Source organism: Actinoplanes sandaracinus (assembly GCF_030009775.1).
GTDB lineage: Bacteria > Actinomycetota > Actinomycetes > Mycobacteriales > Micromonosporaceae > Actinoplanes > Actinoplanes sandaracinus.
Genome location: NZ_JASCTH010000017.1, coordinates 63473 through 88904 on the forward strand (window position 1 = coordinate 63473; position 25432 = coordinate 88904).

Sequence of the window (25432 nt, forward strand, 5' to 3'; positions counted from 1 at the left end):
CCGCGCCGGCCTGCCGCCCGGCGGATAGTGGACACCTTCCCTGGAGGTGATCTCGTACCAGTGGCCGATACCGAACAGCCGCGGGCCTACGTCGTGATCGTCGTCGCGGCGGCGGAACCGCGACCGTGCCGTCCGTGGCGGCGCACCGCGCGCCGTCCCCGCCTGCCGCTGCGTCCGCCCCGGTCCCCGCGGGCGCCGCTGCGGCGCCCCGTCTGAGCCCTCGCGTCTCCCCCTGCCGGGGAACGCCCCCCGGGCGACGTATCGACGGGTATCGTCGGAAACCGGTTTCCCCGGCGGCCCGGAGGGCGTGATGACGCAGGATCTCCAGATCGACTTCACCGACCCGGCATTTCAGAACGATCCCCATCCGGTGTACGCCCAGATGCGCCGGACCGGGCCGGTCCGCCGGGTCCGGCTCCCCAACGGCATGCACGCCTGGCTCGTCACCCGCTACGACGACGCCCGCCGTGCCCTGGCCGACCCGCGGCTGTCCAAGTCCCTGCTCGCGGTCGGCGGGGCCTCGGGCGGGCAGCTGAACCTCATCGCGCCGATCTCCCGGCACATGCTCGCCGTCGACCCGCCGGACCACACCCGCCTGCGCCGTCTGGTCTCGGCGGCCTTCACCGCCCGCCGGATCGAGGCGCTGCGCCCGCGGATCGAGGAGATCACCACCGAGTTGCTGGACGCGCTCGACGGCCGGGACGAGGTGGATCTGATCGACACCTTCGCCTTCCCGCTGCCGATCCAGGTGATCTGCGAGCTGCTCGGGGTTCCGGCCGCCGACCGGGACGCCTTCCGGGAGTGGTCCAACGACATCGTCGCCGGCTCGCTGGCCGGTGAGCGGCTGGCGTCCTCGATCCAGGCGATGGTCGGCTACATCGGCTCGCTGATCGCCGACCGCGCCGAGCACGGCGGCGACGACCTGCTCAGCGGCCTAGTCCAGGTTCGCGACGAAGGCGACCGGCTGTCCGGCGAGGAGCTCTCCTCGATGGTCTTCCTGCTGCTCATCGCCGGCCACGAGACCACGGTCAACCTGATCGGCAACGGCACCTGGCTGTTGCTCGCCGACCGCGAGCGATGGGAGCGGTTGCGCGCCGACCGCGCCCTGCTGCCCAGCGCGATCGAGGAGTTCCTGCGGTACGAGGGACCGGTCGAGACCTCGACGTTCCGGATCGCCACCGAGAGTCTGGAAATCGACGGCGTGACCATCGCCGCCGGCGACCCGGTCGTGGTGGTCCTGCTCTCCGCCAATCGCGACGAGGACCGCTTCCCGGCCGCGGGGGAGGTGCACCTGGACCGCCCGCACAACACGCACCTGGCCTTCGGGCACGGCATCCACTACTGCCTCGGCGCCCCGCTGGCCCGGCTGGAGGCGCAGATCGCGTTCACCGCCCTGTTGGACAGATTCCCCGGCCTGCGGCTCGCCACCAGCTCGGACGAACTGGCCTGGCGCCCCGGCATTCTGCTGCGTGGCCTCCGGGAGCTGCCCGTCCGGTGGTGACCCCGGATTTCCGTCGCGCGGCCGCCGGATCCGGCCGCCCGGTCGTGGCCGCGGATCCGCGCTGCCGATAACCCTCGGACCTGCCCGTCCGGGCTTCGCGTCCTGGCATGATGACGGCCGTGCCGGAGCCTCACGACCCTCACCAGCCCACCGCTGAGATGCCGGTGGTGGAGCCACGCGGCGTGTACCGGGCGGTCCACCACCGCCGGACGGCGCTGATCGCCGCGGCCTGCGCGGCGGTGGCGCTGGTGGTGCTGGCCGTGTGGCTGTTCTCCGGCGACGACGAGCCGGCCCCGCGTGCGCCCGCCGCCGCGCCCACGGTCGATTCCACGACCACCGCCGCGCCCACGGTGGACTTCGCGCCCACGGTCGACGCCGCGCCCCGGCTCAACTCCGCGCCCGCCGCGGCGCCTACCGAGGCGACGCCGTCTCCCAGCGAGACCGCGGAGTCCGAGGCGCCGTCGCCGACCACCGCCCCGACGCGGCGCCCGGCCCAGCCGGCCGAGCTGATCGCCGCCCTGGCGGCTGTGGTCGACAGCCTGGAGGACCGGGAGCAACTGGACGACGACGATGCCGACGCGCTGAACCGTCGTCTGGAACAGGCCGCGAACCGCCTCGCCCGCGGGGATGCCAAGGGCGCCTCCCGCAAGATCGACGACTTCACCAGGAAGCTGCGTGACCTGCGGGAGGACGACGACCTGAGCGACGAGGCCTTCAACCTGCTCAACGGTGGTGCCGGCCAGCTCGGCGCGCTCCTGCCGCGCCGCTGACATCCGGGGACTGCTTGTCCGGGGATACCTGTGGCCTTCCTCCGGCCGCCGGGGCGGGCGAAGCTTGATCCGTCGAGCGGCGCCGGGCAGACCGGGCGGGACGGGAGCGGGAACATGGACCGGGCACAACTGGCGGACTTCCTCCGCACCCGCCGGGAGGCGCTGCGGCCGGAGGACGTGGGCCTGCCCCGCGGCTCCCGGCGGCGAACCGGTGGGCTGCGCCGCGAGGAGGTGGCGGCGCTCGCCGGGATGTCGGCCGACTACTACGGCCGGATCGAGCAGCGGCGTGGCCCGGCGCCGTCCGAGCAGATGCTCGCCGCGATCGCCCGCGCCCTGCATCTGAGTCTGGCCGAACGTGATCACCTGTTCCGACTCGGCGGCCACCCCACGCCGCAGCGGGTGTCCCGGGACGATCACATCAGCCCCGGCATGATGCGGATCGTCGACCGGCTCGGCGACACCGCCGCCATGGTCGTCTCCCGGTACGGCGAGACGTTGCTGCAGACCGCGCCGGCGATCGCCCTTGTCGGTGACGAGACCCGGTTCACCGGCCTGGCCCGTAGCACCTGGTACCGGTGGTTCACCGACCCGGCGGCCCGTCGTCTCTATCCGGCCGAGCACCACGAGCGGCAGGCGCGGATCTTCGCGGCCCAGCTCCGCGGGGTCTACGCGGCGGTGCCGGACGGCCGGGCCGCCGAGATCGTCGCCGCGCTGTTGCGGGCGAGCGCCGAGTTCGCGGCGATCTGGGCCGAGCACGAGATCGGTCTGGCCCACACCGGCCAGAAGACCCTGCTGCATCCCGAGCTCGGCCCGCTCGACCTGTACTGCCAGACGCTGCACGACCCGGACCAGTTGCAGACGCTGCTCGTCTTCACCGCGATGCCGGGATCACCGAGCTACGAGAAGCTGCAGCTCCTCGCGGCCGTCGGCGCCTGAAGCGCCGGTCTCGGCGCGGCCCGTAGCGAACCCGAACTCATGGAAAGGCACCACCATGTCCAGAATCGCCCTGATCACCGGTGGCAACCGCGGACTCGGCCGGGCCACCGCCCTCGCCCTCATCGACGCCGGCATCGAGGTGATCTACACGCATCGCGGTGATCCCGGCGAGAAGATCGACGCGGTGGCGCTGCCGCTCGTCGTCGGCGACCTGGACTCGTACGGCGACTTCGAGGCGTCGTTGCGGCAGGTCCTCGCCGACCGGCACGGCCGTGCCGACTTCGACTTCCTGATCAACAACGCCGGGGTCGGCCGGGCCGGAACCATCGCCGGTACCCCGGTCGAGGCCTTCGACGAGTTGCTCGACGTCCATTTCCGCGGTGTCTTCTTCCTGACCCAGCGGTTGCTGCCGCTGATCGCCGACGGCGGCCGGATCGTGAACCTCTCCACTGGGCTGACCCGCTTCACCGGCGAGGGGATGTACGCCGCCTACGCCTCGATGAAGGGCGCCGTCGAGGTCTTCACCCGGTACCTCGCCAAGGAGGTGGGCCCGCGCGGCATCACGGCGAACGTGGTGGCGCCCGGCCCGGTCGCAACCGAGTTCGGCGGTGGCTACCTGCGCGACGACGAGGGGGTCCGGGCGCAGATCGGCGGCCTGACCGCGATGGGCCGGGTCGGCGAGCCGGCCGACGTGTCCGGTGTGATCGCCGCGCTGGTCGGCCCCGGCACGGGCTGGGTCACCGGCCAGCGGATCGAGGCCTCCGGCGGCATGCTCCTCTGAGCGCCGGGCCGGCGCGGCGGGTCAGCTGACGCCGAGGTCGGCCATCCGGCGGATCTCGATGTCCTGCTCGATGGCGGTCTCCTTGGCCATTTTGGAGAGACGCTCGTCGGAGCCGCTCTTGAAGAGGTCGTTGACCATCGTCAGGGCGCCCCGGTGATGCGCGGTCATCATCGCGACGAACCGCCGGTCGAAGTCGGCGCCGCGAGCCGCGGTCAGTTCCGCGAGGGCGGCGGCGGGCTGCATGCCCGGCATGGTGGAGTGGTCGTGGGCGGGGTCCGATCCGGGCTGCCCACGATCGCTCAGCCAGGTGCGGAGCACCGAGATCTCGGGCCCCTGCGCCGCGGTGATGCGGCTGGCGATGTTCTTCACGCCCTGATCAGCCGCCCGGTCGGGTACAAGATCGGCCATCTGGAGCGCCTGCGCGTGGTGAGCGATCATCATTTGGGCGTAGGTGACGTCGGCCTTGTTGAAAGGCGTGCCGTCGGGAGCCCGCACCTGGTCGGTGTCGGTGACGATCGCGGACTCCCCGGGCTTGCCGGGCACGACCACCCGGGCCGGCGAGGAGGAGACGGACGGCGCGGCGGACGACGCGGCGGACGGTGCGGTCTTCTCGCCGGAAGTCCGGGTAAGGACGGTGAGCCCGATGGTTCCGAGAAGGACCAGGCTTGCGGCGGTCAGGGCCCATGCGCGTTGGTGTTGCATGTATTTCCTTTCCGGCAGGCGGTCCCCACGAGAGGCCCGCGACAGTTATCGTAACGATCGACATCGCTGTCACCGGGTGTGCGGACGACACGACTCGCCGTGCGTTACCGGTGTCGCAAGAAGCCGGAAGCAGCCGGAAGGATCTTCATGAGGCATCCTGCCCCACGAGGGCGGTTCAAGCGCCTGGCATGTATGGGGGCGGCGGCGGTGATGACCAGCTTCCTGGTCTCCGCGCCGGCCCAAGCGGACCCGGCGCCCATCCCGGGCGTGGATGAGATCGTCAGCAGCCCCAACCTGAAGCTGATCGACAACGATCCGAAGAAGGGGGCGTTCGCGCCCGAGGGCGCGTTCAACACCGACCTGGCGTTCCAGGGCAAGTACGCTTATGCGGGCAACTACAACGGTTTCACCGTTTACGATCTGAGCAACCCGCGCAACCCGGTGGAGATCACGCAGCTCCTCTGCCCCGGTGCGCAGAACGACGTGTCGATCTACGGCAACCTGCTCTTCCTGGGTACCGACTCGATCCGCAGCGACGACTCCTGCAACAGCGTCTCCGTGCCGAACTCCGCGCCGCCTGAGACGCCGCGGTGGGAAGGCATCAAGATCTTCGACATCAGCGACCCGCGCAACCCGAAGTACCTCAAGGCGGTCAAGACCGACTGTGGTTCGCACACGCTGACGCTGGTGCCGGGCAAGGGCCGGGACCGTTCGGTCTACGCCTACGTCTCGTCGTACAACCTCGACGTGGTGGACCTGCCGAACTGCGCGCAGCCGCACGACAAGATCTCGATCGTCAAGGTGCCGCTGAAGAAGCCGACCGAGGCCCAGTTGGTCTCCGCGCCGGTGCTCTTCCCGGACGGCGGCTTCCCCGGTGACGCCGACAGCCGCACGACGTCCGGCTGCCACGACATCACGGCGTACCCGGAGAAGGACATCGCGGCCGGCGCCTGCATGGGCGACGGTGTGCTGCTCGACATCTCGAAGCCGGCGGCTCCGCGGGTGATCACCACGGTGCGTGACGCGGAGAACTTCGCGTTCTGGCACTCGGCGACGTTCAACAACGACGCCACCAAGGTGGTCTTCACCGACGAGCTCGGCGGTGGCGGCGGCGCGGAGTGCCTCCCGTCCATCGGGGCCAACAAGGGCGCCGACGCGATCTACGACATCACGGGCAAGGGCAACAAGCGCAAGCTCGAGTTCCGCAGCTACTTCAAGATCCCGCGCGACAACGCTCCGACCGAGAACTGCGTGGCCCACAACGGCTCGCTGATCCCGGTCAAGGGCCGCGACATCATGGTCCAGGCGTGGTACCAGGGTGGCATCTCGATCTGGGACTTCACCAACTCGCGCAAGCCGGTGGAGATCGCTTTCTGGGAGCGGGGCCCGCTGAGCACGGAGCGCCTGATCCTCGGCGGTTCCTGGTCGGCGTACTGGTACAACGGCTTCATCTACTCCAACGACATCCAGAAGGGTTTCGACACCCTGGAGGTCAGCGACCGCCGGATCGACAAGGCGGAGAAGAAGCGCACCTGGCAGTTCAACGCGCAGACCCAGACCAGCTACAACCGCTGGTGAGGTTCTGACGTAAGGGCGTGAAGAACCCGGTGTGACCGCCGTGAGGTGGTCACACCGGGTTCGCCGTTTCCGCCGTCCACACACTCAGCGCCCACCACCAGCGCACGGTCCCCAGCACCGGCAGATGGTCACGGAACTCGGTCAGCTCCCGCAGGCGACGCAACCGGTAACGCACCGTGTTCGGGTGCAGGTGCAGCGCCTCGGCGGTCAGGTCCAGCCGCTGCCCGTGGTCCAGATAGGCGAGGGCCGTCCCGGCCAGCTCGCGGTGAAAGCCGTCGGCCGGGTCCAGGGGCGCGAGGAGGCCGTCCCGCAGGAACCCGGCCAGCATCGGCTGCGCCGCCAGCGCGGTCTCCGCGGCCAGCTCGCTCACCCCGTGCGGCCCGGTCACCCCACGAGCGCGAGCCGCGTTCAGCGCGGTCCGGGCGAGACGGTGCGCCTCCGCCGCCTTCTCCAGCGGTACGAGCGGAGTGGTCACCACGACGGCCGGAGCGATCCCGGCCGTCCCGGGCAGCCGCGGGGTGAGCCCGCTGAGCCGGCCGCGGACCGGGGCGAGGACCCCACCGCACCGGGCGAACGCCTGCTCCAGTTCCCGGACTGGTCCCGGTTCGGCCGCGTCCGTGACGACACAGTGGTAGAGCCCGCCGGCCGCGAGCCCGAATCGCGCCGGATCCACGCCGTCGTTCTCCTCCCCGAGCAGCAGGTGACGCAACAGCCGGATCCGGTCGCCCCGGCGATCACCGTCGAGCTGTCGTTCGGCCATGCGGTAGCCGTCCAGCACGTGGCGTTCCAGCGAGTTGCCGTACCGGTCGAGCCGGAGCAGTCCCTGCAGCAGCACGTCGTCGGGCAGCCCGGCGGCCCGCCCACGGGTGATCGCGATCTCCAAGACCCGGCTGCGCCCGGCGTGCACCCCGGAGAGCAGCGCGGCCATCGGCACTCCCAGCGCGGCGCCCTCGGCGCCGAAGCGGCCGGCGTCGGTGAAGTCGCCGTCGGCCGGCTCGCCGGGCCGCAGGAAGGTGGCACAGCCGGACCGGATCAGGGCGGCGACGTAGCGGCGGCTCTCCTCGCGGGGGAGCCGGGCGGCTTCGGGCGACTGGGCCCGGGCCGCCGCCACCACGTCGTCGACCAGCCGGGCGTCGTCGGCGAGCCCGTGCACCAGAGCGGTGAGCGGATCGGATTGTGGCCGGCCGACAACCGGGGGTCTGCGCATTGGGCCTCACAGCCTATCGATGTGAGTATTTCTCTTGTTCCCATGGTGTTACCGAAAAGTAACAGGATCCGAGATCGATGGGAATCACATGAGAGTTCAGCTCGTACCCCTCAGACGCCTGGCCGGGATCGTTCTGGCCGCTCTGCTCACGTTCGGGATCGCCGCGGTGCCGGCCGCCGCCGCGCCGGCACTGCGCCAGGTCATGTTCGTCGGTAACAATTGGGACGGCACCGTCGACGTCATCGAGGCGAGCGGCGGCTACTCCCGCGTCGGGCGGCTCTCCGTCGTCCCGGACAAGTCACAGCGGCTCTCCGAGATCTACCTGAACCCGATCAAGCTGGCCTTCTATCTCGGCATCCAGCAGGGTCCGGGGGAGGGGCACGACCAACTCGTCGACGACATGTACACCACACCCACCGGCGACGCCCTGGTCGTCTCCCGGCCCAGCTTCGCCGACGTGGTCTCGATCGACCTGGCCACCGGGGCGCTGCGCTGGCGGTTCCCGGTCAGCGGTTTCCGCTCCGACCACATGTCGGTCTCCCCGGACGGGCGCTCGGTCGCGGTCTCCGCCTCCACCGGCAACACCGTGCACGTCCTGGACATCGTCACCGGCCGTCAGCTCGGCTCGTTCGCGACCGGCGACAAACCGCACGAGAACATCTACACCGGCAGTGGCCGGTACCTCTGGAACAGCTCGATCGGCGAGGTCAACACCGCCCTGGACGAGCCCTGGCTCGACTTCACCAAGGGCGACCGGAAGATCACGATCGCCGACACGACGACCTTCAAGGTGGTCCGGACCGTCGACATGCGCTCGCGGCTCGACGCCTTCGGCCGCAAGGACCTGTCCGACGCGGTCCGCCCCGCCATCTTCACGCCCGACGAGTCGAAGCTCTACTTCCAGGTCTCGTTCTTTCCCGGCCTCATCGAGTACGACGTCGCCACCGACAAGATCACCAGGGTCCGGGACCTGCCGCAGAACCCGGCCACCGACCCGAACCGCACCACCTGGGTCAACGACTCACGCCACCACGGCCTGTCGATCAGCCGGGACGGGGCGAAACTCTGCGTCGCCGGGACCATGGACGACTACGCCACCGTGGTCGACCGGGCCACGCTCAGTCCGGGACCGCTGGTCACGGCGATCAAGCCGTACTGGGCGACGGTGAGCGCCGACGGCCGGGACTGCGTCATCTCCGAGGCGGGCGCCGACCGGGTCACCGCGATCAGCTTCGCCACCGGGCGGGCCGTCGCCTCGGTGCCGGTCGGCGATCACCCGCAGCGGGTCCGCATCGGTCAGGTTCCGGCGGGCTGGACCGCGCCCTGAGCCACCGGCCGGGCGTGCCGCTGCTTCCGCTCTCGTTTGCGCCGGTACATGGCGGCGTCGGCCTGACGCATCAGGCCGTCGCCGTCGCCGGGCGCGCCGGCCGCGACGCCCACGCTGGCGCCGACGGTGAGCACCCCGCCCCCGATCGGCATCGGCTCGGCCACCGCGGAGACGATGCGTTCGGCCAGCCGGCCGGCGGCCGTGGCCCCGGTTCCCGGCAGCAGGACGGCGAACTCGTCCCCACCCAGCCGGGCGGCCAGTTCCCCGGTGCCGAGCAGCCCGGTGAGCCGCCGCGCCACCTCCTGCAGCACCAGGTCGCCGGTGTGGTGCCCGTGCCGGTCGTTGATCTCCTTGAAGCCGTCCAGGTCGAGCAGCAGCATGCTCACCGGCTCGTGCGCCGCCTCCAGCCGCCGCTGCAGCAGCACCCGGTTGGCGAGCCCGGTCAGCGCGTCGTGGGTGGCCTGGCGCTGCAACTCGTCGTGCAGGGCCCGGGCCTCGGTGGCGTCTCGAGCGTTCAGCACCACGCCGGCGACGTTCGGGTTGTGCCCCAGGTCGGTGCAGATCACGTCGAGCCACCGGTACGTGCCGTCCGCGTGCGCCCACCGCACCTGGGTGTTGATCCCCGTGCCGGGGCCGGCGGACAGCCGCTGCGCCAGGTCGGCCACCGTCGCGTGGTCGGCGGGGTGGGTGCGGTCGTAGAGCGAGGTCCCCACCAACTGCTCGTCCGGCAGCCCGAGCACCCGGAAGGCGGCCGGGCTCGCGTAACTGATGTTTCCCCCGTAGTCGACGACGAGAGTCAGGTCGGAGGTGTTCTGCACCAGCGCCCGGAACCGTTCCGCCTGCCCGTCCAGTTCGGTGAGCAGCCGTTCGTTGTCCCGCAGCGCCGCGACCTGCCGGCCCAGCACCAGGGCGGTGATCACCACGGCGCCGATCGCCACGCCCCACACCCGCGGATCGACGCGGCCCTCGTGGAGTGAGTGGACGAGCAGGATCTGGGTGGCGATCACCGCGAGGTAGGGCAGCCGGCTCGACCGGGTCCCGGCGGTGGTCCGCGCCTCCGCGGCCAGCCGTCCCAGCCGCAGTTGCTGCAGGCGCAGGCCGATCGCGACCAGGGCGCACGGCACCAGCTGGACGATGATCGTCCCGCCCGGGCCGGGGTCGCCGAGCAGGCCGGTGGTCACCGGGGCGGCGAGCGCCGTACCGACCACGCCCAGGCCCGCCGTGACGCCCGCTGAGCGGGTGAACGGGGCGGTGCCGCTCAGGATCAGCTTGAGCAGCCCGAAGGTGATCAACAACATCACGATCGTGGTGGCCGCCGCGCCCCACCGGTCGGCGGCCTGCCGCCCGCTCAGGTCGACGGCCAGCACGTAGTACCAGAGGAACACCGCGACGCCGGTGAGCACCGTGGTCGCGTCGAACCAGAGCCGCAGGCGCTGCCGGCCGGCGCCGCCGAGCGGGTGCCGCAGCATCGCGCCGACCACGATCGTCATGCCGGTCAGGACCAGCACGGTCTGGACCGTGCTGATGGTCGTCATCGCGGGATCAGCGAAATGAAGGGCGGTCTGATATCCGTCACCGAGCGCGCAGGCGCCGAAGGCGATCACCACCGCCCGCCAGAACCGCCGGCCGGCCGCTGTCATCTCGGGATGGGCGGCCATCCGGAAGGCGAAGTACGTGTTGACGACGTCGAGGCCGGTCTGCACCACCCAGGAGTGGGCCCGCTCGTCGCCTCGGTACAGGAACCACGGCACCATCAGCACCGTGAGAGCCAGGAGGGCCAGCAGGACCGGGTCGAAAATCCCGGGTCGCTTCGGCATGGTGGCTCCCGTCGGCAAAGCTCCGGATGGCCTCCGGAGCGATACAGCCCATCGGCCGTCGCCGGACGGACGTGAGTGATCCGTTCCGGTCAGGCGGAGTTCGGCCTGCCGACCCGGCCTGACCTGCTGTTTAATCGGCGCGTCGAAAAGGACTAAAGATACTATTACGGTACTTTTACGGCATGACGACGACCCGACGCAGCGCGCTGCTCCGGTCGTTGCCCGTTCTGTTCGCCCTGTTTCTGGCGCTGTTCACCGCTCCGGCCGGTGCGGGCGCCGGCGCGCACCCGGGCGCCTCCGCTGTTCCGGCCGCCGCGGGCTCCGTGGCCGCCTCGTGCGTGCGGGCGGAGCGCGTGGCGCGTACCGCCGAGGCGTCGCCTGCCGAGACCACCGCCGAGCCGGTCGCGCGACCGGCTGCCGCGACCACTCCCACCGCGGGCCGTGCCCGCGCTCTGACCGCCCAGCGCACCGCGGGCGTCGCGGGTTCCCGAGCTCCTCCGTTCGCCGCCTGAAACCCCGCGGACGGCCGTCCGGCCGCCCGGGGTGACACGCGCCCTCCCGGTGGCACCGCACGCGGTGCGCCGCCCCGCGAACCCGCCGAGCGAACGGAACCACCATGAACATCCTCGCCGAGATGCTGCTCAACGAACCCGCTCCGATGGCCATCTGGGCCACCTTGATGCTGCTCACGTTGCCGGCCCTGGTGGTCCTCGCCAATCCCGACGGGGTGCGCAACCCGCGCCTGGCCCTGACCGAGGCGGCGATCTTCGTGCGCCGCACCGGGGAGCGCCGCGAACAGCGGCGGGCCGTCCGGGCGGCGGAGGCGGTGCGGGTGGTGCGTTACGCGCAGGAGGTGCGGGTCGCGGCGACCCAGGCCGGTGAGGCGGTGGACCGCTGGCAGGCGCGCTGGCGGGAGTCCGCCGATCGGGTGGACGCGACGTTGGCGGCGTGGCGCGAGGCCGACGCGCGCTGGGCGCGCAGCCGGGCGGCGGCGGCCTTCGGCGCCCCGTGGACCCCGCAGAGCCCTTCGGAGTACGCCGCCCGCGAGCGCTACCTGCACGAGCAGGTACGTGCCGCGGCGGCCCGTGGCGATCTTCCGCTCACCGCCGTGGCGGACGCCCTGGCCGGCCGAGCCGGGTGGGACGCGCGCCTGCACCCGGTGGAGCAGGAGCTGGCCGTGCGGCGAGCCTGCGCGGCCCATCTGGAGCGGTTGTACCTGGCCGCGGCCGACGCCGAGCGGGCCGCCTGGCACGACACACAACTGGCCCGCCGGAGCCGGGACAGCCTGCGGCGGGAAGCGGCGGCCGCGGAGTCCTGGGCGGTGCGGCCGGCCGTCGCGCCGGACGGAATGAGCCGGTCGGCCCTCGCGCCGGTCGCTTGAATCATCACCCACAGTTCGCCGGAATCGTCACTCCACGTCGCCTGCGCCGAGCGCAGCGTCAGTGACACTGGCTGGTCTTCATCATGACCGGCCGCCGTTTCGGATCGTCACCGGAAAAGTGCGGAACGTGAGGCGAAATGGCGCGCCCGCATCGAGGCAGGCGTGATTGCCCGGTCGCGCAGAGCGACCGGGCAGCGCCCCTGTCACAGCACCCGGAGCCCGGGAGCTGCGACTTCCCTCAGGATGCACATAGTGAAAAGGCTAGGCCTTCCAGTGGTGCGCACCTATGGGTAGGCTTCACGAAACGATGTCGAATTCGCCGTCCTTGGCGGAGTCCACGAAGGCGGTCCACTCCGCCGACGTGAACATGAGGGCCGGACCAGTTCGGTCCTTGCTGTCACGGACGGCAATTCCCTCGCCGAGCATTGCGACCTCGACGCAGTTGTTACCACCGCTGCCGTTGCTACGGCTGCCCTTCTTCCAAACGGCACCGTCGAGCTGGTGCGCGAGCAACTCAAGCACCTCCCTTTGGATCTGAGATTTCTTCGGGAGTGCTAAGCGACGAGCAGACTCTCGATCATCTTTATGGTCTCGCGATGGTCAAGCGCCTTGGCGCTCAATCGCTCGAACTCCTGCCGATACCAGTCAACCATGTCTGGCTGTTCCTCATACAAGTCTCCCGCAAGGCCTTCCATGTAAACAACATCCATATGGGTGGTCTCTCGGAACTCCAGAAGTGTCGCCGGACCGCTCAGGAACATGTGTTCACCAGCGTTGAAGGGCAGGATCTGAAGGAAAACATTCGGCAATTTAGCTATATCTATAAGGTGCCGAAGTTGTTCCGCCATGACCTCTTCTCCACCGATCACACGACGCACCACAGCCTCATCTATGAAGGCCGACATCTCTAATGGGCGCTCACCGGTCAGCCGCCCCTGACGCATCAGGCGCAGCGCGATCCGCCGGTCGATGTGCTCCTCGGGGTCGAGAGGCCGTCCGCTTCTCATCAGTGACCGCATGTAGGCGGGCGTCTGCAGCAGGCCGGGCAGGATCACCGGCTCCCAGGCGCGCACCGCCGAGGCCGCGGCCTCCAGGCCGACGAAATTGCCCGGCCGCATGATGTCGCGGTAGTCCGTCCACCAGGTGCGCTCCCGGGACATCCGGGCGAGTTCCACCATCGCCTCGCGATAGCCCTGGTCGCGCACGTTGTAGAGCGTGAGCAGGTCACGGACGTCCCGCGGGGTGACCGCGACCCGGGCGGTCTCGATGCGGGTCACCTTGGCGGAGTGCCACTCGAAATGACGGGACACGTCCTGTTGCGTCAGGCCGGCGGCTTCCCGGCATCGTTTGAGCTCCGCCCCCAGTCGGCGGCGACGTAGCGTCGGACCCTCGATATCGGACACCTGGACTCCTAACGGTCCTGATGAAGTCGATATTACGACCGCTGCCGCGTGAGCTGAAATCCATCCATGATCGCTATTACTCGAAGATCAATTATTGCCGTCGTTTAGCGGCGAGGCCTGAATGAGAAGTCTAGTACTTCTTGTATTGACCTTGGTGTTGGGTACATGATGCTGCGGACATCGAGTTCTGTCTTGTTTCCTACATAGGTTAAAGATCATTGGAACTTGCGTCTAAGGGGCGTGGACGGAGTGTTGGCTGACCAGTATTACCTGATCGCACACGAGGACCGTACCGGGCGGTCCCGGCTGCATCCTCGTGCGACCGGCCTGGGGCTGGCTGCCGCATTACTCGCGGAGTTGGTTCTCGAAGGCCGTATCGGCGTCAATGACGGAGACCTACACGTCCTCGACCGACGTCCCACCCGAGACGCTCTCGATCACGACATCCTCGACCTGCTGACCGCCCAGCCACAGCACCGCGACATCCGCACCTGGCTCGCCTTCCTCGCGCAGGACTCGGCGCTCCGGGTGGCCGAGCGGTTGATGCGAGTCGGCGCGGTCGAGCTGGTGACCAGGCGGCGCATGCTCGGCAGCACACAGACGCTCTACATGCCCAACACCGCCCGGCAGCGCAACGCCGCCGCGTGGGCCTCCACCCGAGTCGCGAACATGCTGGTCCGGGGAATGGAACTCAACGTCGTCGACCGGATGCTCGTCGGTCTCGTGGTGTCGACCGGGCTCACCCGGCACGTCATGTACGGGTTCGAGAACTACCCGCACATCTACCACTCGCTGCCGGGCATGATCGCTTCCCTTCCCAGTGATCTCCGCGAAATCGTCGAGAGCACCGAGGCTCTCGTCGGGTCCGCGCTGGCGGTCGGTCGCCGGTGAGCCCGGCCGGACGCCACCAACGTCGCCGCGACAATGTCGACCGGTGGGCGGGGACGATGCTGACCGAACTCAGCCGGGAGTCCGCGGCCAACCGCCGCCCCGGCGCGGACATCGTCAGCCAGGCCCTGGCCAGCAACCGCCTCGGTGTCTCGTCGGTGGTGTTCTTCGCGGTGGCGGGGGCGGCCCCGCTCACCGTGATCATCGGTGCCATCTCGACGGTCTACGCGGTGGTCGGCAACACCGCCCTGCCACTCGTCTACGTCGTCGTGGCCGCCATCCTGACGATCTTCACGGTCGGGTTCGTGGCGATGAGCCGGCACATCGTCAACTCCGGAGCCTTCTACTCCTACATCAGCCACGGGCTGGGCCGTGAACTGGGCGTCGCTGCCGCGTTCGTGGCCCTGCCGGCGTACGCGCTCATGCAGATCGGTTTGTTCGGTCTCTTCGGCGTGGTGTCGTCGAGCATCTTCGCCGCTCTCGGGCTCAGCGTCCCCTGGGTCGCCTGTGCGCTGGTGGCGTGGGCGCTGATCGCGGTCCTCGGCATGCTCTGGGTGGACCTGAGCGGCAAGGTCCTCGGTGTTCTGCTGGTCGCCGAGATCGCCGTGGTGGTGGTCTACGACCTGGTGATGGTCGCCAACCCGCGCGAGGGAGTGGTCAGCCTCGCGACCCTCAACCCGGCGCAGCTGCTCACGCCCGAGGTCGTCGCGATGATGGTGCTGGCGATCGGCGGCTTCGCCGGGTTCGAGGCGACGGTCGTGCTCTCCGAGGAGGCGAAAGACCCGAAACGAACTATCTCGCGGGCCACCCACCTCGCGGTTCTGCTGGCCGGGCTGATGTGCGCGCTGTCCGCCTGGGCGATGTCGGTCGCCGCCGGCCCCGGCCAGATCGTGGCCGAGGCGCAACGCGAGGAGACGAACCTGGTCTTCAGCCTGGTCGGCCCACACGTGCCGAACATCATGATCACTATCGGCTATCTGCTCTTCATGACCAGCATCTTCGCGGCCCTGCTGGCCTTCCACGCCGCGGTCTCGCGGTACCAGTTCGCCCTCGGCCGCGAGCGGATGCTGCCCAGCCGGTGGGGTTACACCCACCCGCGGACCGGCGCGCCGATCGTCGGCTCGATCACGCAGAGCGTGCTGTCCCTGGTCGCGATCCTGGCCTACTGGTTCACCGGGGCCGATCCGCTGGTCCAGCTCTTCGGATACCTCACCGTGGTGGGCGGGCTCGGCGTGCTCATCCTGATGTGGGGCACGTCGGCGTCGGTCATCGCGTTCTTCGTGCAGCATCCGCGCCTGGAGAACATATGGCGCGGCCGGATCGCGCCGATCATCGCGTTCTTCCTGCTCAGCATCATTCTGTTCGCCACCGTGGTGGGCCTGGGCGACGTCCTGGGGCTGTCTCCCGACTCGATCTTCAACTGGGCGTTCGCGGCCGGGTACGCCGTACTCGCGCTGCTCGGCGCGGGCTGGGCGGCCATCATCCGCTACACCCGCCCGGACGTGTACGCGGTGATCGGGCGTGGTGTGGAGCGCCGGACGGTCTTCGAAATCCCGGAGGAGCCCCGGCCGCACTCACACGCGATGGCGTTCCAGAGCCACTATCCGTCAGACAGTAGGGATCTGAGATGACGTACGCCATCCAGGAACTCGTGATCCGGCACGTGTCGCCGTTCGACACCGAGGAGATCACCGACCTCGTGGCCGACGCGATGCGAGACGGGCCGGTCGCCCGCTGGCTGCACCCGGATGCGACACAGCGCCGGCGGCTGTCACCCGGCTACTTCGAGATCTTCGTGGAGTACGCCCTCCAGTACGGGGAGGTGTACAGCACCGCCGACGCCGACGACGGCCGGATGTGCGGTGTCGCGCTCTGGTTCCCGCTCACCTCGATGATCCCGCCGCCGGCCGACTACGAGCGCCGCGTCAAGGAGGTCACCGACACCGCTTTCGATCGGGTTCAGCAACTCGACGCGGCGCTCGAGGCGGAGCACCCTCTGGAACCCCACCACTACCTGGCCTTCCTGGCGGTCCGGCCGGGCCGGCAGAACGAGGGCATCGGCAGCGCGCTGCTCGACCGCCATCACTCCCGGTTGGACCGGGCCGGGCTTCCGGCCTATCTGGAGGCGAACGACCCCCGCAACCGCGATCTCTACCTCCGGCACGGATACCGGGTCCGGTCCGTGATCGAACTACCCGACGGGCCGCCGCTGTGGGCCATGTGGAGGGCGCCTATGGGCTGACCGGCGGTCAGGCGGCAGCGGGGAACTCGTAGATCCAGAACGACTGCTGGTCCATCAGCTCGGACCGCATCGCACCTCCGGACAACCGGTGCAGCATCAGCCGGACCACCCGGCCGAAATTGCGCTCGTCGTCGTTGTAGCGGCAGTAGTCGATCCCGATCATCCCGTTCCGGTCCGCGGCGGTGCGCTGCATGGCCTCGACGAGCTCCGCGAAGGCCCGAGTGTCCCGTGCCTCGGTCCCGACAGCGGCGAAGCCGACGTACCAGATGCGCTTCTGGTGATACATCTCCGGCCATCGGCGCTCGAAGTACTCCGGCGCGATCAGCGGAACCGCGTAGAGATCGTTGGTGAAGGTGGACAGGCCACAGAGCTTGCCGTCGTCATTGACGCAGAGGTATTTGTCGACCCTCGGGTCGCGCATGACCTCCTCGAACTCTGACCGATACATCAGGTGACGTTGCACGGCGAGGGAGCGCAGGTCGCGGAACGCGCCTTCATACAGTTCCCAAGCTGCCTTGTGCATCTCATCGTCGGTGATCTGGTCGATGATCTTGACAAGCATGGCTGCTCCCCGCTTCATCGTACTCAAGGCGATCGATGATGTTGGCCATTAGAGTACGAAGATTCTTGACGCCGCGACAATATTAAGTCGCGGAAAAAATGTGCCAATCCTGATTGGAGGCTGCCTATCGAACCTTCTTGCATGCAACTTGCGAAGTTGCAGGTAGACGGCCGTATCTCACCCGCTCGAACCCTTGCGCAGCTATCTCACGAAGCGTTATGAATCGGTTAACTTGAAGCGCATGATTCCGTGAGTCATCCTTTTAGTGGAATGCACCGAGTACTAGCCTTCGTGCAGTCGGCGTCGTGCGTTCGCCTTTTTAGGAATTGCCGGCGGATGCGGATGGGGGTTCACCCTTCGACGACGCGACGGGTGAGCGGTGCGGCTGAGCCGACGGGCCATCCTGGCGAGGAGCGCATCCCCCTCTCGCCCGGGTGGCCCGCCGTCATGTCCATCGATTGACATAGTTTGACGACTAAACATAGTCTGCCGAGATCAGAGCGGGAGCGCTCCCACCTCGCTTCCTCCCGCGCGTCTCGCTAGGAGCGTCATGTCGCGACTACTCGGCAGGTTGCTCGTCCTCGCCCTGCTCGCCACCGGCCTGGCCGCGGGCGGCCCGGCCCAGGCCCGGGAACCGGCCCACACGCCCGCGCGGGCCGTCGCCGCCATGCAGCCGGGCTGGAACCTCGGCAACACCTTCGACGCCACCGGCGCCGACGAGACCTCGTGGGGCAACCCGCGCGTCACCCGCGAACTGCTGGCCGGCATCCGGGCCCAGGGCTTCAAGAGCATCCGCATCCCCGTTACGTGGGGTCAGCACCAAGGCCCGGCGCCGGACCACACGATCGACCCCGCCTACCTCGCCCGTGTGCGGGAGGTGGTGGGCTGGGCGCTCGACGAGGGCTTCTACGTGATGATCAACATTCACCACGACTCGTGGCAGTGGATCAACACCATGCCCACCGACCATGACAACGTGCTGACCCGCTACAACGCCGTCTGGACCCAGGTGGCGGCCGCCTTCCGGGACGCCTCGCCGCGGCTGGTCCTGGAGAGCGTCAACGAGCCGCAGTTCTCGGGCAGCTCCGGCGACGCCGAGAACTACGCCCTGCTGGCCGAGCTCAACGCGGCCTTCCACCGGATCGTGCGCGGCACCGGCGGCGGCAACGCCACGCGGCTGCTGGTCCTGCCCACCCTGCACACCAACGCCGACCAGGGCCGGCTCGACGCCCTGACCGCCGAGTTCACCGCCCTGAACGACCCGAACCTGATCGCGACCGTGCACTACTACGGGTACTGGCCGTTCAGCGTCAACGTGGCCGGCGGCTACCGATTCGACGCGACCGCGCAACAGGAGATGCTTGGCACCTTCCAGCGGCTCCGCGACAGCTTGATCGGCAGGGGCATCCCGGTCATCCTCGGCGAGTACGGCCTGCTCGGCTTCGACCGGCACACCGGCACCATCGAACAGGGCGAGAAGCTCAAGTTCTTCGAACTGTTCGGCCAGCAGGCCCGCGCCGCGGGCGTCACCACGATGCTCTGGGACAACGGCCAGCACTTTGACCGTGCCGCCGGAATCTGGCGCGACACCGAGTTGTTCGTCCAGATCGCCTCCAGTTGGCGGACCCGTTCCGGCACGGCCGAGAGCGACCTGCTGTTCGTCCGGCGCTCCGCACCGGTCACCGCGCGCACGATCACCCTCAACCTCAACGGCACCGGTTTCACCCACGTCCGCCTCGGCGGCGCCACGCTGCGGCGCGGCCCCGACTACCAGGTCGCCGGCGACAAGCTCACCCTCACCTCCGGGTTGCTGAAGCGACTGACCAAGACCCAGGGGTACGGGGTGAAAGCCTCCCTGTCACTGCGGTTCTCCCGTGGTGTCCCGTGGCGGCTCGACGTCGTCACCTTCGACACCCCACAACTGTCGGCCGCGACCGGCGCCACCGCCGGATTCGCGCTCCCGGCAGCCTTCAACGGTGACCGGCTCGCCACCATGACGGCCACCTACGCCGACGGCACCAACGCGGGCCCGCACAGCTGGACCCCGTACAAGGAGTTCGACCGTGCCTTCACCCCCGACTACCCCGCCGGCACGATCAAACTGACCCCGGAGTTCTTCGCCGAGGTCACCGACGGGGCCTCGGTCACGCTGAAGTTCCACTTCTGGAGCGGCGAGATCGTCACCTACCACGTGACCCGCACCGGCACCGCGGTCAGCGGCACCCCCGCCTGACCTTCCCACCGACCCGGTCCCACCGACCCGGTCCCACCGACCCGGTCCCACCGACCCGGTCCCACCGACCCGGTCCACCACCCGGTTCCAACGACTGGGTCTCAACAAACCGGTCCCAACGAACCGGTCTTGGCAAACGGTTCTAGAGAACCGGTTCTGGAAAACGTCCGGGCGGCGGAGTGGTTGGGCCACCGCTCCGCCGCCCGGCGCAACTTCCACGATCACCACAGCCACCCGCCCACTACGAACCCGCTACTTACGAGTTCGTGACGCGCGAGTTCGTGACGCGCGAGTTCGTGACGCGCGAGTTCGTGATGCGCGAGCTGGTGACGTGCGAGCTCGTGATGCGCGAGCTGGTGACGTGCGAGCTCGTGATGCGCGAGCTGGTGACGTGCGAGCTCGTGATGCGCGAGCCCGTCGCCAGCCGTCCCGGCCGTCGCTCAGCTGCGACATCCAACCTGCCAACTGAACAGTGCTCCGGGAGCGCCTCGGCAACGGTGTGGACGCGACAGCAACCGGGCCCGCTGGTTTCTCGGGCGAGTGATCTGTTGGCCGCGCCCTAGCCAGCCAAGGTGAGCTTGGCCCTGCGTGCTCGTGGACGGACACTCCCAATGAATCCGACGCCGACTGGTTGATGAGCCGCTGCCAGAAGGGCGCCGCCGGAGGCCCAGGATGAGCGTCCACGCAGTGGTGGAGATGAGGCGGCTTGCACACCGCCACATACCGCCTATTCAGCCTTCGGGCGGCGCGTCTGTGTGCGGGCGGCGCTCATGTGTGCGGGCGGCGCTCATGTGTTCGGGTGGCGCGTTTGTGTTCGCCTGATGGGAGCTCTCCGCTCGGCGGATCTCCGCTCACTCGCATGGGTCTCTCCGCCGCACGGCATCGGCGGGAACGCGGCCACGCCCTGCTACGGCACGTGCCGTTCTGCGTCCGGGCCCATGTCGGCCACTCGGCCGCCTGACACGGATGTAACGGCACCACGTCTTGTGGCCCGAGTTGGCGGTCCCCTGCAATCAGGGAAGACATCTCCTTTGAAAACTCGACACCCGTTGTGGATGTAGCCGACACCCGCAACGGGTGTCGGCTTTCTCGAACAGTCCGTTCCCCAATCGGAGGGCTGGGGTGACGACGCCACAACACGGTGGTCATCCGAGCAGTCTTCCGAGCCCTTGAATGCCGAGCCGCGCGGGCGGCGGCGATGGACAAGCGGCGGGCGTCGGTCAGTGCGAGGTCGGCGGCCAGAGATGGGCAGTGGGGCTGCGCGGCGTGGGCAGTGGGAGCTGGGCAGTTGAGGTCAATCGGCGCAGGGGTACGCAGTGGGGAACTGGGCGGCTAGAGACAAGCAATGGGGAGGTGGGGAGGTGGGGAGGTGGGGAGGTGGGGAGGTGGGGAGCTTGCAGATGCCGGTGGGCGGGAGTGTGGGGTCAGGGGGTGGTGGATGCCGCTAGGCGGAGGCCGAGGACGATCAGGACGGTGCCGGTGATCGCGTCCAAGGCTCGGCGAACGGGTGGGCGGGACAGGGCTCGTCGCAGCGCCGCCACCAGGTTGGCCACCACGGTGAACCAGGCGACCGTGATGAGGACCGCGACCACGGAGAGCAGCAGGACGTCGGCGGCGGAGCCGTCCACCGGCGCGAACTGGGGCAGCACGGCCACGAAGAACACGCCGCACTTCGGGTTGAGCGCATTGGTCAGCAAACCGTCGCGGAACGACACCCACAGGCGGGTCTCTGCGCACCCGGGTCCCGGTTGCTCCAGGCCCGCACCGCCGCGCCGGGCCGCGAGCAGCGCGCTCACTCCCAGCCAGAGGAGGTAGGCCGCTCCGGCCAGCTTGACCACCGTGAAGGCGACAGCCGACGCGGCGATCAGCGCGGCCACTCCCATGGCCGCCGCTACCGACCAGCCGAACACTCCGGCGGCGACCCCGGCGGCGGCGGCCATGCCGTGCAGCCGTCCCGCCACCACCGAACGTCGCACCACCACCGCGAAGTCCGGCCCGGGTGACGCTGCCGCCAGCCCGATCACTCCCGCGAACGCCAGAGCCTGTCCCAACGAACCCATGCGCCCATCCTCCCCGCTCCCTCTCATTCTCACCGCCCCGGTAGGCACCCTCTCCCGGTAGCGCGTTCTGCCGGTCCCGCGCTGGCCCCGCGCTGCTCTCGCCTCGGTCCCGCGCCGGTCCCGCCTTGGTCCTGCGCCGGTTCTGCCGCCGGTTCCGCGCTGTTCCCCGACTCGGTCCCGCGCCGGTCCCGCCGGGGGAGCTTGGTCTCGCCCCTGCTCTGCCTGGCGTTGCACCGGTTCGGTCTGGTCCCGCATCGGTCCTGCCTGGTCCGGTCTTGCCGCAGCCCAAGGGTCGGCTTGGGCAGGGGATGTCTCGGCAACGATGTGAACGCGCCGGCAGCCTCGTGCCGGTGGGCTTCTCGGGTGGGGTGATCTGCTGGCCGTGCGGAAGTGCTGTTTCACGTCCGTTTTGACCTCGGAATCGTCCGGTCAGCTGATCAACAACTGGCGTGAGCGGCCGCTATCACGGGAAGCGCGCGAACTGGGTGGATCTTGACTGGGTCCGCCGTGGATCTTGACTGGTCTGCCGGCTGGCCGTGAGTGCTGCCTCGATCTGCTCGGGATTGCGCTCACGACCAGCCAGCGGAGTTCGGACTGGCTGCCACCGTGCGCCCGGGACGGGCTATTTCCTTGGTCACCGTGGGACCGTGGGCGGACACTCCCGTCCGTGTTCTTGTAGCGTCCGTGTCTCCTGTGGCGCCCGTGTCGTGCGTGGAAGGCGCCCGGTCGGAGCGATTGTCATACCGCGTTGATCAACGCTTGAGCTGTCGGGATGGCTGACTTTCGAGTCAGCGCAGACAGGCCGCTGGGTCGTTCGAGTCCTCGAAGGACAGAGTGGCCACGGTGATGCCGGGCTGCTCGAAGAGCACGAAGAGGGCGTGCACCCCGGTCACCGGCGGGAGAGGGGCGGTCACCTCGAACAGTTCACCGTCGGTAGGCGCCACCGGGACGGCGATGGTGGCCAGGATCGGGCCGGAGATCGGGTCGTCCAGGCGCAGCAATACGGAGCCGCCGGCGCGGCTCCCATCTGTGGTGTTCATTCCGCCGACAGCCGGAGCGGCAGCGGCGGCCGAGGCAGCGAGTGCGGTGGCTGCCGGAACGACGGAGGCGACGGTTGCGGGGATAGCGGCGGTGGACGCGGTGGCGGCAAGAACAGCGGCAGCGGAGGCGGAGGCTGCGGAGGCGGGAACAGTGTCGATGGCGGGGGCAGTGGAAGCGGTGGCGGCGGAGGTCGCGAGGGCGGCGGGGAGGGCGGTGGCTGCGACCAGGGCGCGGACGGCGGAGAGCCCGCCGCCGAAGTCGACCTCGTCGAAGACGGCCCAGGCGCTGTGCCGTTCGCTGCGCAGAGCTTCCCCGGGAGCCTCTTTCGTGGCCACCGGAGTCGTTTCCGCGTACCCATCGTTGTCGATCAGCTTGAGCACGGACCGCGGTGAGCGAGGGGGAATGTGTTCTCCGCGGACGCGCAGCGTCGTGGTCAGGCGCCAGTCGGTGCTGGAGCGGCCCACCGCGATGGTGTGCGTGGCGTCCTCGATGACCCAGCGGGAGCGGGTCACGTCCCAGAATGCCAGCTCCGCGACGGGCACCGACAGTTCCACGGTGGACCGCTCGCCGGGTGCGAGACGGACGCGCCGGTGGCCGCGCAGCCGGCGTAGCGGCTGCTTGACGCGGGACCGCTGCTGCCGGGTGTAGAGCTGCACCACCTCGACGCCGGGGCGGTCGCCGGTGTTGACCACGTCCACGGTGACCGTCACCTCGCCGGCGGCGTCGATCGTGCCGGCGCTGATCCGCAGGTTCTCGTAGTGGAAACGGGTGTACGACAGGCCGTGCCCGAACGGGAAGAGCGGCGTGCCGCGGTAGTAGAGATAGGTGGCGTCGGTCGCGATGATGTCGTAGTCGAGCAGGTCGGGCAGGTCGCCGGCGTCGGAGTACCAGGTCTGGGTGAGCCGGGCCGACGGGTCGACGGGCAGACCGGCCGGGTCGCTGCCGAAGAGGACGTCGGCGAGCGCGGCGCCGTGCTCCTGGCCGCCGTGCGCGGACCAGAGCAGCGCCGGCAGGTTCTCCCGGGCCCAGCCGATCGCGTACGGGTAGCTGCTGGCCAGCGCGAGCACGGTCCGCGGGTTGGCGGCGTGCACGGCGCGGAGCAGTTCGTCCTGGGTTCCGGGCAGGGCCAGGTCACGCCGGTCCTCGGTCTCCCGTCCGGCGACCAGCGGGTGGTTGCCGAGTGCCAGCACCACCACGTCGGCTTCCGCGGCCACCGCGGCGGCCGCGGCCACCCCGTCGATGAGCAGGTCCACGGTGAAGACGGTGGCGTCCGCGGCGGATTCGGCGGCTGTGCGGACCGTCCCGTCCGCGTCGGCCACCAGGTAGCGGCGGCTCTGCACGTGCCGCAGCGCCAGCCCGTCGCAGGCCGGCTCGAAGCGGAACGTCTCGCGGACCTCCCAGCCGTTCGGGCCGGGCCGGTCGTTGACCAGGAGATGGTTTCCGGCGCCGAGGCCGTCCGCGCCGGCGAACCGGCCGTTCGCCACGGCGCGCAGCGAGAACGTCTCCTCGCCCCAGTCCAGCACGTCGAAGAGCGCCTCGGCCGGAACGTCTTCGGTGGCGGCGATCCGTAGCGGGCCGCCGGTCTCGTCCGCGCTCGCGACCAGCAGGCCCGCGGCGCAGCGCAGCGCCAGCCGGTCGGCGCCCTCGTGGTGGAGCACCTCGCCGGCGCCGATCCGTTCGGCGATCGCGGCTCGCAGGGTCCGGCGGTACGGCGGGGTGCCGCTGTACCAGTCGTCGACGGTGGTGTCGGCGAGCGGGCCGATCACCGCGATCCGTCCGGCACCGGCCGGGTCGAGGGGGAGGATGCCGTCGTTGGCGAGCAGCACCACCGAGGCGCGGGCCGCCTCGCGGGCCAGGACGCGGTGCTCCGGGCAGTCGATCACCTCGGGGCCGATCGTCCGGTACGGGTCCTCGTCCGGGTTGAACTCGCCGAGCCGGACCCGTACCGACAGGATGTGCCGGACCGCGGCGTCCACGTCGGACTCGGTGATCAGCCCTCGGTCCAGGGCCGTGGTGAACGACTCCTCGGAGAGCGGTCCGGGCTCGGTGACGCAGTCGATGCCGGCCCGCAGCGCGGCCGCGAACCCGGCTGGATGGTCCTCGCACCACTGCTGGTCACCGGCGAGGTTCTGCACCGCGTAGGCGTCGCCGACGACCATGACGTCGTCCTCGGACCAGCCGCGCAGCACCTCGTTGATCAGCGGGCTGAGGTGGGTGGGCCGTCCGTTGATCAGGTTGTAGGAGGCCATCACGGCGACCGCGGCCCCGTCGGCCAGGGCCGGGCGGAAGGCGGGCAGTTCATATTCGTGCAGCACTCGGGGCGGCATGTTGCTGGAGGTGATGCAGCGGTCGGTCTCGTTGTTGTAGCCGAGGAAGTGCTTGAGGGTCGGCGCGGTGCGCAGCCAGCGAGGGTCGTCGCCGCGCAGCCCGCCGGAGTAGGCGGTGCTCAGCACGCCGGTGAGCCACGGGTCCTCGGCGTAGCCCTCCTCGTTGCGGCCCCACCGAGGGTCGCGGAGCAGGTTGACCACGGGTGCCCACACGTTGAGTCCCACGTTCGCGGGGTCGCGGTGGTGCATCGCGCGAACCTCGGTGCCGACCGCCGTGCCGACCCGGCGCAGCAGGTCGGTGTCCCAGCTGGAAGCGAGGCCGACAGCCTGCGGGAAAGCGCTTGCTGCGCCGAGCCAGGCAACGCCGTGCAGCGCCTCGGTGCCGGTCCGGAACGGCCCGATGCCGAGCCGGGGGACGGGGGCCTGGTGCTGGTGCAGGAGGGCGATCTTCTCCGCCAGGTCGAGCCGGCCCAGAAGGTCGGACACCCGCGCGGCGAGCTTCTGCTGCGGGTCGCGAAAGACGATGCGAGAGGGGGATTCGGTCACAACGTGTTCCTTCGGGCCGAGCCGCTTCGTCGAAGCGCTTCGACAACGCGGCGGAAGAAGCCTCCGCGAGTGGTTTCGCGAATGTTTCGGACGGAGTTCCCTGAGGCTCGCACCACAGTTACGCCTGGGT

Annotated in this window: 21 protein-coding genes; 13 read left to right on the forward strand and 8 right to left on the reverse strand. The window is 69.7% G+C overall.

What is annotated here, in order from left to right; translation table 11 throughout:
- The first annotated feature begins 310 nt into the window (after positions 1–310).
- The 4 genes from QLQ12_RS25165 to QLQ12_RS25180 all read left to right on the forward strand — a co-directional run bounded on the left by QLQ12_RS25165 (position 311) and on the right by QLQ12_RS25180 (position 3988).
- Positions 311–1501, forward strand: coding sequence for a cytochrome P450 family protein (locus tag QLQ12_RS25165; RefSeq protein ID WP_282762911.1), 1191 nt, complete (start codon positions 311–313; stop codon positions 1499–1501).
- Positions 1502–1620: 119 nt separating this feature from the next.
- Complete coding sequence (locus tag QLQ12_RS25170; protein WP_282762912.1) at positions 1621–2271, forward strand: FIMAH domain-containing protein; 651 nt, start codon at positions 1621–1623, stop codon at positions 2269–2271.
- Between the two features lie 114 nt (positions 2272–2385).
- Positions 2386–3207 carry a helix-turn-helix transcriptional regulator gene (locus QLQ12_RS25175; RefSeq protein ID WP_282762913.1) on the forward strand — a complete coding sequence of 274 codons (822 nt, stop codon included), beginning with the start codon at positions 2386–2388 and terminating at the stop codon, positions 3205–3207.
- A gap of 55 nt (positions 3208–3262) precedes the next feature.
- Entirely contained in the window at positions 3263–3988 is a 726-nt protein-coding gene (locus tag QLQ12_RS25180; protein ID WP_282762914.1) for an SDR family NAD(P)-dependent oxidoreductase, read from the forward strand.
- Between the two features lie 21 nt (positions 3989–4009).
- Here the strand turns inward: QLQ12_RS25180 and QLQ12_RS25185 are convergent, their stop codons facing one another.
- A complete protein-coding gene (locus tag QLQ12_RS25185; protein WP_282762915.1) occupies positions 4010–4690 on the reverse strand; it encodes a DUF305 domain-containing protein in 681 nt (226 codons plus the stop codon).
- Between the two features lie 147 nt (positions 4691–4837).
- Between QLQ12_RS25185 and QLQ12_RS25190 the strand changes: the two genes are divergently transcribed.
- Positions 4838–6268, forward strand: coding sequence for an LVIVD repeat-containing protein (locus QLQ12_RS25190; RefSeq protein WP_407651560.1), 1431 nt, complete (start codon positions 4838–4840; stop codon positions 6266–6268).
- 49 nt (positions 6269–6317) lie between these two features.
- On the opposite strand, the gene QLQ12_RS25195 is transcribed toward QLQ12_RS25190, so the two are convergent.
- A complete protein-coding gene (locus tag QLQ12_RS25195) occupies positions 6318–7475 on the reverse strand; it encodes a helix-turn-helix domain-containing protein (protein ID WP_282762917.1) in 1158 nt (385 codons plus the stop codon).
- Positions 7476–7563: 88 nt separating this feature from the next.
- Here QLQ12_RS25195 and QLQ12_RS25200 point away from each other — a divergent pair, with 88 nt between their 5' ends.
- On the forward strand, positions 7564–8802 hold the full coding sequence (locus QLQ12_RS25200; protein WP_282762918.1) for a YncE family protein: 1239 nt from the start codon (positions 7564–7566) through the stop codon (positions 8800–8802).
- On the opposite strand, the gene QLQ12_RS25205 is transcribed toward QLQ12_RS25200, so the two are convergent.
- A complete protein-coding gene (locus QLQ12_RS25205; protein WP_282762919.1) occupies positions 8772–10619 on the reverse strand; it encodes a diguanylate cyclase domain-containing protein in 1848 nt (615 codons plus the stop codon). The two genes, QLQ12_RS25200 and QLQ12_RS25205, sit on opposite strands and share 31 nt — an antisense overlap.
- A 182-nt stretch (positions 10620–10801) precedes the next feature.
- On the opposite strand from QLQ12_RS25205, the gene QLQ12_RS25210 reads away from it, so the two are divergent.
- Positions 10802–11131: a hypothetical protein gene (locus QLQ12_RS25210; protein WP_282762920.1), complete on the forward strand. Its 330-nt coding sequence runs from the start codon at positions 10802–10804 to the stop codon at positions 11129–11131.
- Positions 11132–11235: 104 nt separating this feature from the next.
- The gene (locus QLQ12_RS25215; protein WP_282762921.1) at positions 11236–12000 is read left to right on the forward strand and encodes a hypothetical protein; all 765 of its coding nucleotides are present in this window, start codon (positions 11236–11238) and stop codon (positions 11998–12000) included.
- A 297-nt stretch (positions 12001–12297) separates the two neighbouring features.
- Here the strand turns inward: QLQ12_RS25215 and QLQ12_RS25220 are convergent, their stop codons facing one another.
- Positions 12298–12513, reverse strand: coding sequence for a DUF397 domain-containing protein (locus tag QLQ12_RS25220; RefSeq protein ID WP_282763067.1), 216 nt, complete (start codon positions 12511–12513; stop codon positions 12298–12300).
- A gap of 41 nt (positions 12514–12554) precedes the next feature.
- The gene (locus QLQ12_RS25225; protein WP_282762922.1) at positions 12555–13403 is read right to left on the reverse strand and encodes a helix-turn-helix domain-containing protein; all 849 of its coding nucleotides are present in this window, start codon (positions 13401–13403) and stop codon (positions 12555–12557) included.
- Positions 13404–13652: 249 nt separating this feature from the next.
- Between QLQ12_RS25225 and QLQ12_RS25230 the strand changes: the two genes are divergently transcribed.
- The 3 genes from QLQ12_RS25230 to QLQ12_RS25240 are packed head-to-tail and all read left to right on the forward strand — an operon-like array spanning position 13653 to position 16533.
- The gene (locus QLQ12_RS25230) at positions 13653–14294 is read left to right on the forward strand and encodes a GOLPH3/VPS74 family protein (protein WP_282762923.1); all 642 of its coding nucleotides are present in this window, start codon (positions 13653–13655) and stop codon (positions 14292–14294) included.
- 56 nt (positions 14295–14350) lie between these two features.
- Positions 14351–15922, forward strand: coding sequence for an APC family permease (locus QLQ12_RS25235; RefSeq protein ID WP_282762924.1), 1572 nt, complete (start codon positions 14351–14353; stop codon positions 15920–15922).
- Positions 15919–16533, forward strand: a complete 615-nt coding sequence (locus QLQ12_RS25240; protein ID WP_282762925.1) for a GNAT family N-acetyltransferase — start codon at positions 15919–15921, stop codon at positions 16531–16533. The genes QLQ12_RS25235 and QLQ12_RS25240 overlap by 4 nt, the downstream gene beginning before the upstream one ends.
- A 7-nt stretch (positions 16534–16540) precedes the next feature.
- On the opposite strand, the gene QLQ12_RS25245 is transcribed toward QLQ12_RS25240, so the two are convergent.
- The gene (locus tag QLQ12_RS25245; RefSeq protein ID WP_282762926.1) at positions 16541–17095 is read right to left on the reverse strand and encodes a fibroblast growth factor; all 555 of its coding nucleotides are present in this window, start codon (positions 17093–17095) and stop codon (positions 16541–16543) included.
- Positions 17096–17645: 550 nt separating this feature from the next.
- Here QLQ12_RS25245 and QLQ12_RS25250 point away from each other — a divergent pair.
- Both QLQ12_RS25250 and QLQ12_RS25255 read left to right on the forward strand, forming a co-directional pair.
- Complete coding sequence (locus tag QLQ12_RS25250) at positions 17646–19328, forward strand: cellulase family glycosylhydrolase (RefSeq protein ID WP_282762927.1); 1683 nt, start codon at positions 17646–17648, stop codon at positions 19326–19328.
- Between the two features lie 266 nt (positions 19329–19594).
- Positions 19595–19891, forward strand: coding sequence for a hypothetical protein (locus QLQ12_RS25255; protein ID WP_282762928.1), 297 nt, complete (start codon positions 19595–19597; stop codon positions 19889–19891).
- Positions 19892–20752: 861 nt separating this feature from the next.
- Here QLQ12_RS25255 and QLQ12_RS25260 read toward each other — a convergent pair.
- Both QLQ12_RS25260 and QLQ12_RS25265 read right to left on the reverse strand, forming a co-directional pair.
- Entirely contained in the window at positions 20753–21388 is a 636-nt protein-coding gene (locus tag QLQ12_RS25260) for a LysE family translocator (RefSeq protein WP_282762929.1), read from the reverse strand.
- Positions 21389–22176: 788 nt separating this feature from the next.
- Entirely contained in the window at positions 22177–25302 is a 3126-nt protein-coding gene (locus QLQ12_RS25265; protein WP_282762930.1) for a glycoside hydrolase family 3 protein, read from the reverse strand.
- Between the last annotated feature and the right edge of the window lie 130 nt (positions 25303–25432).